The following is a 13,282-nucleotide window of genomic DNA, read 5'->3' as shown; positions in this document are numbered from 1 at the left end:
AAAGGCATTCACCAATCAACTGGTGAGTGCCTTCTCTATCTCTGTACGCAAAATGGATACCTTCTAAACAAGGTAAAGTAACCACAGCAAAACAAAATCGACATGAACCAAATGATTCTGTCACTATATGTAGAAATCAAAAACTTTATTAAGATGAAAATACAGCTTTCACTATTCATAAAGCTTAGAGCGTATTCCAGATGAATGAAGTGTTGAAGTGTTTACTTGATGCTTACGAGAAACAGGTTGTTCTGCTTATCATCCACGATGAAAGTGGTTTTAATGTAGGCCCACCTTCGAATTTTTTAGCGATAATTTAAGCTTCACTTGTATGTCTGTGAGAGCTAGGAAAATGAGCTAAGGTTTGCATTTATGGCGGTGAACTTAAGAAAGTACACCGCCAATTCAATTAATAGACAAGGGAATAAGCTAATCACATTGGCTTAATATTTTTAGATTGTCTATTTAACAGAAGGAAAACCACAAACAGTCCTCTTTTATATGCTTCTCTACTCACTATCTGCAACCTTTACAAGCTGCTTGCCAATGTTTTCTCCAGAAAACAAGCCTAGAAAAGCATCTGGAATAGCATAAAATCCATCAACAATTGTTTCCTCAAATTTTAATTCACCATTAGCAATAGCTTTACCGAGTACCTCATATGCCTCTTTATAATCCGCTTGAAAATCACCAACAATAAACCCTTGTAGCTTCGCTCTTGATTTTATAAGGTACTGCTGTACACGTAAACCTATATCATACTCTCCTTCTTCCAAGTTATAAGAAGAAATTGCACCACATACCGGTACACGCGCAAATGTATTTAGTAATGGCCAAACAGCATCAGAAATCTCTCCTCCAACATTTTCATAATACACATCAATGCCATCGGGGCAAGCTTCTGCTAATTGCTTAGCCACATTTCCTTCTTTGTATTCAACCACATCGTCAAAGCCAAGTATTTCAGTAATATACCTCGCTTTTTCCTTAGAACCAACAATACCGACGACTTTAGCACCCGCTCTTTTAGCAAGTTGCCCGGCAATTTGCCCAACAGCCCCTGCTGCACCAGAAACTACTACGGTCTCACCTGCTTTTGGCTCACCAATATGCATCATACCAAAATAGGCTGTTAATCCAGGCATTCCCAGTGGCCCTAGAGCAACACTTGGACGCAGACCAAACGTTTGAACCTTCCGTACATGGTTATCACTAACTACATGGTATTCTTGAAATGCCAAATGTCCAGTTACAATATCTCCTTTGTCAAACTGATCGCTTTTTGATTCAATTACTTGAGAAACGACGCCACCATTTAATGGCTTACCTACCTCAAATGGTTCAATATATGACGGACCATCTGACATTCTCCCCCTCATATACGGATCAACAGAAACAAATAATGTTTTTAATAAAAGCTCACCCGCTTCTGGGTTGCCTACTTCTACGTCTTCAAATTGGAAAGTGCGTTCATCTGGTAGCCCATTTGGTCTTTCATTTAAAATAAGCTGTTTCTGCTTCATATAAAAAACCTCCTACAGTATTATATTGCGTAATTTACTTAGTGCATCTGCCATCTATTAATGGATGGCATCTATAAAATATGTAGGTTCATTGTATCAATGGAAATCAACGATGAAAAGCTGAGTGCTTAAGCGGCTAGAGCTCAAAGACAAATATCTTGAAGAATACCTAACGGAAAACGAACAACATTTGGTATCTATGAACTGCTACTACACAAAACAAAGAGACCATTTCACAAATTCAAAAACTCATCCGTATTCATGCCATAAGATTACATTTTTCATACTCTTTATCATAACAAATAGTTACAAAGTATTAGTAAATTCGACACTAATTTTTATAACATTGTAAAATGATTGAAATATTAAACAAATATCTGTAAAACTGTGTTACGCTTGGTGAAATATTTGTAATAAAATTTATGATTGGAGGATTCAGGATGAAAAAAATGTTTTCCATAGTGGTTATTCTTTCTATGATATTCACACAATTTAGTCAATCAATTGCTATGGCTGCTGGTAGTGTTGGGGCTGGAGAGGATATAGCAGTATCTCTTGAAAAAGAGGGGACAACCGAAAACTCCATTTTCAAAGTAGTAATAAGTGAAGAAATAGATGAATTAAACGTTACGTATCCGAAGAACTCGAATTATAGTGATTATTTTGTCGGAAACGACCAAGCTACAATCACCAACAATAAAGAATCACATAGCTTAAACATAAATTCTTTAGAAAACACCAAAGAAATACGGTTTGCACTTAAAGATTTAACAGAGGGCGAAAACCTTATTAAAATTGAAGGATTTAAGGAAAAAAAATTAATAGCAACGAAGGATTTTACGTTCCAATTACCTTCAAACGATAAAGAACAGAAAAATGCAAGTCCAAGTGATGAAGAAAAGGTCGAGCCGATAGAAGAGGAGAAAACGCAGAATACTGAAAGCGGGAATACTGAAAAAGAAAAAGCAGAAAAAGAGAATACTGCTGAGGAACAGAATCTAGTTCAAAAGGAAGCAAAAACTGACTCCTCTGATAAGAGCAAATCAGAATCAAAGGTTAATAGTGAGCAACCAGCCATTTCCCCCTTTTCAGGCAATCTAAATGTAGATATCGATATTTCTCCACGAAATGCTAATGTACTTTCGGGAAATGATGCGGCATATAAACTTGTCTTTAAAACTACGGGATCAATAACTGAATACACAAATGCTACTATTTTTATTGACTTGCCAACTTTAGAAACAATTACATTTAACCAAGAACTATCAGAATTAGAAATTGCCGGTGTCCAACCAATCTATGATTCTGAAAACAATCGATTGGTCTACGAATTTGATACGCTAAAAACAGGCCAGACTTATGAAAAGATTATTAAATTACAAACTAGCAATGGTTTTACTCCCGATGGGACTGAACTGGAGATAAGTGCTTCTTTTGAAGCGGACGAACAAAAGAAAGTTGATGATAATGCCTTAGTTGTAGTAGATGCGTCCAATCCTATAAATATCACGAAGCGATTTACGGACGTTCAAGGTAATGAAAGAAACTTACCTACCCCGAACTCCCAAACTGTATGGGAAATAAATGTAGACATTCCTAAAAACAGTACTGGACAGCTTTATATTGACGAAAATTCTCAAATAACGGTTATAGATACATTACCTGATGGGTTATCTTATGACTCAACAATCAACGGCCCTGAACCTGAGCAAAATGGAAATCAACTGATTTGGACTTTCGATGCTCCTTCATTTGATGACCAGGAAACTGCTAAAGATTCATTATTTAATGCCAATATGGAGATGGTTCTCTCTGTAGGAAATAACACTGTAAATCAAACGCTTACTAATAATGTAGCTATTAATACTTTATTTATTGGTGATAACGAGAGTAACGTTAATACGAATGATAGTATAACCATTGTTGATTCTGATACCGCAAATGGCGATATTGAAGGAAATTGGTATGTTCCGGTACATGTTGGTCCATTAGACGGTGAAGGAAACATAGCTCCAAATAGCAACAGGGACCCTAATCCAATTGTTTATGATGATGCTCTTCTAGGCTTTTCTCACGGAATTGCTCCTTTACCAGAAAGTGCCCAAGGTGATTTTGAAGAATATACTACTAGTTATCATATAGATTCAAATCTAATTTTTAAAGAAATAGAAACACCTAGGGGATTTATTTATAGGCCGAATGCAGACTATCCAAATGGAGTGCCTTTAAAGAATGATCCTATTTTCAATATTGAAGCAGTTGTAAACGGTGAACGGGAATTACTAGTTGAAAATGCTGATTTAGATACTGTTTATAATAGAGCGGACTTAGGAATCAGTGAAAATGATGAAGTTAGCGATATTATTCTAGATTTTACTTATGCTCCAAGTGGTATGTTAAATGTAGGCAGACCTAATTACTTTTTTGAAGTCAAACCTGGCTATACAGGATCTGTAACCAACGAATGGGATGTTTATGGAGTAGATGGAGATGGTAATGCATTCAGTAACCAATATAATTCTGATCCTCTAGCAGGTCCGAGATCTGCACAGATTGCTCCAAAACCAACCGATCAGCCTCCGATAGCTACTGTTGGGGTTAAGCTAATAGATCAGCTAGGCTCATATGTGGCTCCTGGAGATAATCGAATGCGGGTAAATTTAAACACTGAAGACAGTTCAACTTTAGCTATGAATGAACCATTAGAAACTGTAGTACTATTGCCACCAGGAATAAACATTGCTAATAATCCTGAAGTGGAATTTACAGATGCTGACGGCAGGTCATCCATAGATACTACTTCTGCAGCAGGTGGTGACTATACCGTAATAAGCAACAACTATAATGATAGTGGTAGACAACTTGTAAAATTTAATTGGAATGACCGCCTGCTTCGACCAGGTAGTTCGTTATACGCAGAAATTAATGTTCAAATAGATGAAAGCGCACCAAATACACTCTCTTTTAGTGTTTACGGCTTTTCTGGAGATCAGGAACTAACCGTACCGTCAGTTGAAAGCCCTGGGTTAACGGATACGGTTTTACAAACGGATGTAGAGGACCTTAATGAGAATGGTAATTCAGATCAACCTCGTTTAAAGTCTGGCAATGAATATTATATTAGTGGACAGTATAATATCCAAACAGAGAAATTGGTTAAGGGGCAACTAGATGAAGATTTTACTCACTTTGGAAGCACTGTCCCAGGTGGTTCTATTGATTACCAATTAACATTAACCAATACTTCAGGAAAAGACATCTCAAGTATGACACTCATAGATGTTATGCCATCTATTAATGATTTAGGGATAACTGATAACATTGATCGCGGGAGCCAATTTACTCCAGAATTAACGGAAGCAATTCAACTTCCTGCTTCGTGGGTCGATAAAGTAGATGTTTATTATAGTTCTGCTATGACACCAGAGCGTGATGATTTAATCAGAAATACGAACTACCCAGAATCTACAGAGAAATTATCGAACCCAGATTCGGCTGAAGAGCCTAATTGGACTTTGGCAACGGAGGTTGACGATTGGTCCTCTATTCATTCCTTTAAGTTAGAACTGAAAGATGGGGTTGAATGGATTGAGGGTGAAAATATCACTATTAACTTTTCAATGGAAGCTCCTAACGCTTCGGAAGTAGATCAAGGTGTATTAGACAAAACCATTAACCCAACAGAACGGGCTGCTTGGAACTCATTCGCAATTGCTACTGATCAAGGTCAGCCGGTAGAACCAGCGCGTGTTGGTGTATACATGGATCTAGATAATTCTGTTCAATTAACAAAGCTTGGAGAAGGAGGAGAACATTTACAAGGGGCAGAATTCTCTTTATTCAATGAGGATGGACAAGAAATTGAAACAGGTTTAACCACAAATGAAGATGGAATTATTGTTGTTGAAGACTTATTGCCAGGAAGCTATAAATTTGTAGAAACTCTAGCTCCAGAAGGATATCAATTAGATGATACACCTATTCCGTTTGATATCGAATTAGCACAGCAAGCCCAAATTGAAGTAAGTAAAGAAAATGCATATGCTCTCGGTTCAGTCGAACTAACTAAAGAAGGAGAAGATGGCGAACTACTAGAAGGCGTAGAATTTGAACTACAGGATGCCGATGGGAGGACTTTACAAGAGAAGCTCCTTACTGATGAGAATGGCAAATTAGTGATTGACCATTTGAAACCAGGTAACTATCAGCTAGTAGAAACAGCAACCATTCCAGGATACGACATAGATGCTACACCAATTCCATTTGAAATTGAAATTGGTCAATCAGAAGCAAAGCAGGTAAGCTTTGAAAACCCATTAAGTACAGGGACTGTAGAGTTAACAAAAATTGGTGAAGAGGGCGATACTCTAGAAGGTGCTGTCTTCACGTTAGTGAATGAAAAGGACGAAGAGCTTAAAACAGGATTGACTACGAATGAAGAGGGTATCTTAACGGTTGAGAACCTAAAACCAGGAAATTATGCATTTATTGAAACAGAAGCTCCATTTGGCTATCAGTTAGATGACACCCCAATCGAATTTGAAATTGCATTCAATCAACTAGAAACGCTGGAACTAGAGGCGGAAAACAGTTATATTCCAAGTACATTAGAGTTAACCAAAGAAGGAGAAGATGGAAAACTGTTAGAAGGTGTCGTGTTTGAATTGCAGGATGCCGACGGAACAACACTACAAGAAAACCTTGTTACAGATGAAAAAGGTAAACTTATCATTGACAATTTAATTCCAGGCTCTTATCAGCTTGTAGAAACAGAAACACTCCCAGGGTATGAATTAGATACCACACCGATTCCATTTGATATTGGATTGGGACAAGGAATAGCAAAAGTCAATTTTGAGAATCCCCTACGTACTGGTTCAGTCGAACTTACGAAAGTCGGTGAAACGGGAGATACGCTCGAAGGAGCTGTATTCTCGTTGGTGGATGCAAAAGGCGAAGTGCTAAAAACGGAACTTACTACGGATAAAAACGGCGTCTTAGTTGTAGATGATCTGAAGCCAGGAAATTATGCGTTTATTGAAACAAAAGCTCCTTTTGGTTATCAGTTGGATAAAACTCCTATTGAATTTGAAATCGTCTTTGACCAACAAGAGCCTCTATACTTGGAATTTAGCAACAATTTATTAAAAACGGACATACAAATCACCAAAGTTGATGCGATCACAGACACAACTTTAGAAGGTGCAGTCTTTGACGTGTTAGACGGTGAGGGTGAACGAATTACAACGATAACAACAAATGAAAATGGCATCGTGATCGTAAAGGGATTAACACCAGGAGACTATCAATTAGTGGAAATCAAAGCTCCTACTGGTTATGTGCAATTAGATAAGCCAATTCATATCACCATTGAATTAGGAGATAAAAACAAAGAAGTGATTGTAGAAAACACCCCTATGGAAAAAGGAGATACACCACCGACGCCACCTAGCCAAGATTTCGGAGATAAGCTACCACAAACTGGGGAAGAATGGTTACGATATCTAGCTATAATCGGTATGATATTTCTTGGATCAGGTAGTTTCCTTTTGTATACGCATATCAGACGAATGAGAAGCGGAACTTTAATAGAATAGTAAATAAGTAAATTACAAAGAGGCTGAGATACACGAACATTCTAGAGTGGAACAATGTACGACTCTATCTCCTCCTTGAAAAAGAAGAGCGATTTTTTTCTACGTGCGATGTATTGCTGCCGAAGCCTTCCCTATCTAAAAGAAAAGGCATCGGTTAGGTACCTCAGCACGAAGAAGCTCACCAGTCGCCAACGGAAAGTGACGGATGGAGAAGCTTCGTTGCACGAGCCATCCTTTCTAGTTGTTCATTTTTCTCTTAGATGATTCGGCCTCTTTGTAACATTATTCCTTTAGGTTGAAGTGAAATGAGGCGAATCATGATGAAAAAAGGCAGACTATGGATGGGGCTAGGATTACTTGTTTTAGGAGCTATACTCATTGCCGTGCCCTTATCTTATGATTGGTATACTTCAAAACAAAATGCAGAACTTGTACAAGCAATGGATTTATTGAAAACAGATGGATTAAATAATGAAACGGCGCCTGACATAAACTTTTCGAAAGAAGAATTAAAAAGTATTTATGAATTAGAAATTCCGTCGATCCATTTAAAGGAGTTTGTATTACCATCAACCACGGAAGAGAACTTAGCAATTAGTTTAACTCAGATTGTTGAAGATCAAGATCCAAATACAGATAATATATCAATAGCTGGCCATCGGGGGTATCGCGGAGACCGACATTTCCGTAACCTTCCAGATGTCAAAAAAGGTGATGAAATCATTTTAACAACAGACAATGATCGTTATTCTTACAAAGTAACAGAAATTAAGACCGTCGAAGAAGATGCAGTGGAAGTATTGGAGAATAACGGAGCTGAGATAACCCTATTGACATGTACATTATCTGGTGATAAAAGGGTTGTGGTAAAAGGTAAATTGAGTTGAAAATCTGCTGGAAATTGGATGAGCGTAAAAATGTAGCCCCACAAATGTGAGGGCTTTTAATTTACTATACTTACACAAAACTCACTACTACTTGCTGACGTATAATAAACGTAAGGCTATGGTTCTCAAAAGTGACTTTAAAAAGACCCCACCTAGACTTGATTAAGGGTCTTTGAGAAGCGTTGTTCGATGATGACAATTGTTCATACTTAAACTCTAGAAGCATAGACGATAGGATTGGTTAGCTGTTTCCAGATGGAAAGTAGTATGTCTTCATCATCATGAAGGAGGCAATGAACAAGAAACCCTATAATAACAACATCAATAAAGTATAACCATTCTACATCCACTTGAAATACCTTCTGAAAATCCTTAGAAACAGAATTTTCTTCGATAATTTGTTTGCGCATCTCCTGAAATTGTCTTCGATAGCTTTCATCTTGATAGGATTTGGAGATCCACAAAAACATAATCGCATGTTCAGGTGATTTTTCCGTAGACATTTTAATTAAATAGCGCCCAAACGAAAGGATATTTTCTTTAAAAGGTTTATCTGGATTGTAAGAAAAATCAATTAGACTATGTTCTAAGGCATATAAAAATGTTTCCTTCATTAAATCGTCTATGTTAGAAAAATAGTAATAAAATGAGCCTTTACTACTTTCCGCCTTTTTTATTACTTTGTTAATCGTAAGCCTTTCCAGTCCATTCTCCATAATCAAATCAATGGTAGCTTGGATAAGACTCTGTTTTGTTTTATGAGACATTGTTGCTCTCCTTATGCGTTCATATTTTCAAAATAAGTTTGTAAATCAGTATTTCCATAGGTATCAGCAATAACATCGTGTGTCATTACATAAAAGAAAAACTGCAATAATTCATATTGTCTTTTATTACTAATTCTTAGAAATGGGAAGATACTTTTAACAAGCCACAGTGGAACGCTTGTAATTTTACTGTTTGGGTTAGCGGCCATTATAGATAGTTCAGCCATTTGACGATATGTATAAACATGAGGACCTCCTACATCGAGTGATATTTCTTCTTTAGAAAAGGATGCTACACAATATTCCGCAAGATCAGCCCCATGTATGGGATTCATTTTACTTTCTCCTTTGCCAAACAAGAATACCCTTCCTTTTTGGGCCATAGTGAAAAGCTCCGTCATATCAGAAAAATAACCCGTTGGATTGATGATGATATGTGGAACATAGCTTCTGTTTAATTTGTCTACAAATAGCTGTTTTGCTTTAATTAATGCAGAAGGACAATTTTCAGTCGCGTGCGCATTTATATACATAAACCGTTGTACCTTACTGTGCTCTGCTTCTTTCAGCAAATGCAGATTCCCCTGATAATCTACATCCATGAACGTTAAATGACCTTTTTGTCTTGTAATACCTACTGAGGAAAAAACGTAATCAATATCTGCGCAAATACCTTGAATGGTTTCTGCCTTGGAAACATCCCCCACAGCAATATCATCAATGAATTCATAGATAGCTGGGGAAGAGAAAGCCCCCTCTTGCTTTAACTTTGCTGGTGATCGGACCAATACCTTTACATAATATCCCGCCTGTTTAAGTTCCTTTACAACATATCGCCCTAGGTAACCTGTTGCCCCAGCTACTAATACGCGTTTCATCTTCATCTCACTCCAGTGATATAATTTAGCTTAATTTCATTTTAGACTGATCGGTCTAAAATTACAATAAAAAGGTACCGCCATTTCGAAAATTTTATACGCTTAGCAAATTTCGACATTATGAAAGCCAAATTCTTGTACGTTAAGGAATTTGGCTTGTTATTGGCTTAAGTTTTATTTAAGGGTCTAAGAGAATTAGCTGGTAATCTATTAGCATCAAACCTATATTCTCCAAGAAAATTAATACGCTCCCATCCCAGATGGTGATATATGGTGGTACTCCGCAAAGAAAGCAAGATTTGAGGTTGTTGGTGAGTACCAAATTATCGGGGTAAATTTATCGTATGAAAGAAATATGTAAGAATGAAGAAAGAAAAACGACATGTATTACTTTTACAATAGAAATTGAATCAGTTGCAAGATTTAAATCAGAAAGGAGTAATAATAATATGAGATTTTTAGAGATAATACTTGTCGTTGTTAATTTTGGATTATTGTATTGGGTGTTTATAAGGAGAAAAAAAGCCTCCACAAACATAGTATCTCTTTGGCCTTTGGCCGTGGGATATTTTATGGTAATTGTACAGATGGTTGCAGAGGGCGTAAGCTGGCGAATGATTCCGGCTTATTTAACACCTGTTTTGTTAACGGCGTATCTGTATGTCAAACGAAAGAATATAAAACCCAGAAAGTGGTATGTATTGACTATTCAAACTGTACTACTCACTGTTTATCTAGCAATCACAATCCTTCCACCTATTGTCATGCCTGTATTCTCATTTGAGAAACCAACAGGAAATCACTCGGTAGGAACAGTATCCTATCATTGGACGGACGAAAAACGCAATGAAACGTTTGTGAAAGATCCGGAAGCTAAGCGCGAGTTGATGGTACAAGTTTGGTATCCAGCAAACGAAGAGAGCGAGAAGAGGACTAATCAATATATGAGGGATGTGCCGGAAAAAGAGGAGGGAATGGCGCAACTAATGGGGCTACCTGATTTTATGATGAGCCATTTAGGTCTTGTCCGTGTGCATTCGTTTTCTGAGGGTATTTTGTCTGATAGGCAGGAACGTTATCCTGTGCTAATTTTCTCGCACGGTAATGCCGGCAACCGTAATCAGAATACGTTTCAAGTTGAAGAACTAGCAAGTCGTGGATATATTGTCGTTGGCATTGATCATACTTATAATGCAGGAGCAACGGTTTTTCCAGATGGTAGAACAGTGAAATATTCGACTAAAGATGAACCGAACACTCTTGCTGAGTTCGATGAGAGGATGTCCATTTGGTCAGAAGATGTTACTTTCGTACTTGATCAGCTTGAAGAGTTGGATAAGGGCGGAGAGGACGATCAATTCAAGGGAAGGCTTGAGCTCGAGAAAATTGGCATGTTCGGGCATTCCTATGGAGGTGCCACGGCGTATCGAATGCTATTGCAAGATGACCGCGTAAAAGCTGCCATAAATATGGACGGATCACTGTTTGGAGGACCAGTTCCTGAGAAGAGTGTTCAAAAGCCACTTTTCTTGATGTACTCCGCGTCCTCACTAGATGTGGCTCGATTCGAGGCAGATCTGGATGACATTACTCCGGAAGAGATTTTAAAACAGACAGGAAGAAATCGTGAAGCGCTTGAGAAAGACTTTTACGACCTTATGTCAAGGTATGAAAAAGTTGTCGCAAGTGGTGCATTGTCTTTGGTCATTCCGAATTCAAACCATACTAGCTTTACTGATCTTAACTTGTACAGCCCACTGATGCGTGCAAAAGGTGAAGATACTGTGCAAATTCATCTTCTAGTTAATGAATTCACGCTGGCATTCTTCGATCAGTATTTGAGAGGAACGGATGATAATGTGTTAAAACAATTAGGGGCTAAATATCCGGAGGTTCATTTTCAAAGTAAATAAGTGATTTAGTGACCGATACGGAGAATTCCCTTTCATTTACTATTTTTTTGACTTTTGATACAATTCGGGTATGAAAACACAAATATTGTTAGTAGAAGATGATTACTCTATCAGTGACATGGTTGCAAATTATCTACGTAAGGAAGGATTTGATGTTGTCTGTACATACGATGGTGAGCAAGGGATACAGGCTGTCATGAGTCAACAATATGATTTGGTTCTGCTCGATCTAATGCTCCCAAAGCTAGACGGATTGGAGTTTTTGAAGCTAGTCAGAGTATATAACACCACCCCGGTTCTAATTATATCGGCCAAAGATGATGATGTGGACAAAGTAGTAGGTCTCGAATTCGGAGCAGACGATTATATCGTTAAACCTTTTTCGTTAATCGAGCTTACGGCCAGAGTAAAGGCGATGATCCGTCGTACGACAAAATATTCATCCACTGTTGTCGAAAAAAAATCTGTGTCACGAGTATTGAAGGTTGGAGAATTAACAATTAATGTAGACGACTTCACTGTCACCAAAAATGACCAGGACATTATGTTAACATCCAAAGAATTTCAAATTTTATATTTACTCGCCAGCAATCCGAATAAAGTATTCACAAAAGAACATATTTATCGTGCAGTATGGAACGAAGAATACTACAGCGACGAGAATAGTATTAACGTACAAATCAGCCGTCTACGAGACAAAATCGAGGATCGTTCCTCGAAACCTCAATATATTAAGACGCTGTGGGGTATCGGATATAAGCTAGGGGAGTTTTGAATGACTGGTATTCTAATTGGCATTATCTTAGCTCTAATTATGTTCAACATTTCACAATACAGGTTAGCTAGGGGGCGAGACGCCCATCTCTTTTACATCCGTGACAAGCTTCGAACAATTATAGAGGAAAATCGAACCGAAAAAGTACTTCTGTTCACGAATGATCCAGCATTAAAAAAACTTCTAGTCGAACTGAACCGACTGCTTGAGAAAAAAAATGAGGAGTTCCTCAAGCATGCAAAGAAGGAAGCTGGAATCCGTAAAATGCTGGCCAATATTTCACATGATTTAAAAACGCCACTTACAGTCGCAATTGGTTTAATTGAGACAATCGTGTGCGACAAGGAGATGACGAAGGAAGCAAGGAAACAGACTCTTCTGAAAGTGCAGACCAAAACTTCGGAGATCTTGCAACTGATTAATAAGTTCTTCGACTTGGCCCGCTTGGAATCCGGGGACAAAGCTTTGCCACTAACCTATGTAAATATAAATGAAATTTGCAAAAATAATCTACTTTTTTATTATAATGATATTGAATCTGCTGGATTGGAAGCCATCATTGATATACCAGATCAACCAATGTACGCATTGGGCAACGAGGAAGCTTTGGATCGTATATTGCAAAACCTCATTTCTAATGCTGTTCGGTATGGAAAAGAGGGTCTAACCGTCGGCCTAACATTGCGCGGCGATGATTCCCATGTCTATATAGATGTGTGGGATCGTGGCAAAGGAATTGGTGAATCACACAGCGACAAAGTATTTGAGCGCATGTACACGCTCGAAGATTCCAGGAACCGACTCTATCAAGGAAGCGGACTGGGCTTAACAATAACGAAACGTCTTGTCGAACATTTACATGGCGAAATAACGCTCAAGAGTCATCCATTCGTGCGAACGACATTTACAATTCGATTAAAATCGTTAAAAGGAGAGGACTAA

The 13,282-nt window shown here is 37.9% G+C and carries 8 protein-coding genes; 5 read left to right on the top strand and 3 right to left on the bottom strand.

Features of this window, described 5'->3' with window-relative positions:
- Positions 1–509 precede the first annotated feature (509 nt).
- Positions 510–1,523 (bottom strand): NADP-dependent oxidoreductase, encoded by a 1,014-nt coding sequence (locus JUJ52_RS07460; protein ID WP_026680297.1) that lies wholly within the window; start codon positions 1,521–1,523, stop codon positions 510–512.
- A gap of 440 nt (positions 1,524–1,963) precedes the next feature.
- Between JUJ52_RS07460 and JUJ52_RS07455 the strand changes: the two genes are divergently transcribed.
- Both JUJ52_RS07455 and JUJ52_RS07450 read left to right on the top strand, forming a co-directional pair.
- Positions 1,964–7,120 (top strand): SpaA isopeptide-forming pilin-related protein, encoded by a 5,157-nt coding sequence (locus JUJ52_RS07455; protein ID WP_205389414.1) that lies wholly within the window; start codon positions 1,964–1,966, stop codon positions 7,118–7,120.
- A 305-nt stretch (positions 7,121–7,425) separates the two neighbouring features.
- On the top strand, positions 7,426–8,007 hold the full coding sequence (locus JUJ52_RS07450; RefSeq protein WP_205389413.1) for a class D sortase: 582 nt from the start codon (positions 7,426–7,428) through the stop codon (positions 8,005–8,007).
- A gap of 209 nt (positions 8,008–8,216) precedes the next feature.
- Here the strand turns inward: JUJ52_RS07450 and JUJ52_RS07445 are convergent, their stop codons facing one another.
- Together JUJ52_RS07445 and JUJ52_RS07440 are read right to left on the bottom strand one after the other, a co-directional pair.
- The gene (locus JUJ52_RS07445; RefSeq protein ID WP_026680294.1) at positions 8,217–8,774 is read right to left on the bottom strand and encodes a TetR/AcrR family transcriptional regulator; all 558 of its coding nucleotides are present in this window, start codon (positions 8,772–8,774) and stop codon (positions 8,217–8,219) included.
- Between the two features lie 11 nt (positions 8,775–8,785).
- Positions 8,786–9,652 (bottom strand): SDR family oxidoreductase, encoded by an 867-nt coding sequence (locus tag JUJ52_RS07440; RefSeq protein WP_205389412.1) that lies wholly within the window; start codon positions 9,650–9,652, stop codon positions 8,786–8,788.
- Positions 9,653–10,101: 449 nt separating this feature from the next.
- Here JUJ52_RS07440 and JUJ52_RS07435 point away from each other — a divergent pair, with 449 nt between their 5' ends.
- From JUJ52_RS07435 to JUJ52_RS07425, 3 genes are all read left to right on the top strand, one after another.
- On the top strand, positions 10,102–11,565 hold the full coding sequence (locus JUJ52_RS07435; RefSeq protein WP_205389725.1) for an alpha/beta hydrolase family protein: 1,464 nt from the start codon (positions 10,102–10,104) through the stop codon (positions 11,563–11,565).
- Positions 11,566–11,635: 70 nt separating this feature from the next.
- Complete coding sequence (locus JUJ52_RS07430) at positions 11,636–12,340, top strand: response regulator transcription factor (RefSeq protein WP_166530045.1); 705 nt, start codon at positions 11,636–11,638, stop codon at positions 12,338–12,340.
- Positions 12,341–13,282: a sensor histidine kinase gene (locus JUJ52_RS07425; protein ID WP_205389411.1), complete on the top strand. Its 942-nt coding sequence runs from the start codon at positions 12,341–12,343 to the stop codon at positions 13,280–13,282.

Origin of the sequence: Virgibacillus sp. AGTR (assembly GCF_016919725.2) — a bacterium.
GTDB lineage: Bacteria > Bacillota > Bacilli > Bacillales > Amphibacillaceae > Virgibacillus > Virgibacillus salarius.
The sequence above is the reverse complement of the archived record's forward strand: the minus strand, read 5'-3'. Positions and strand labels throughout refer to the sequence as shown.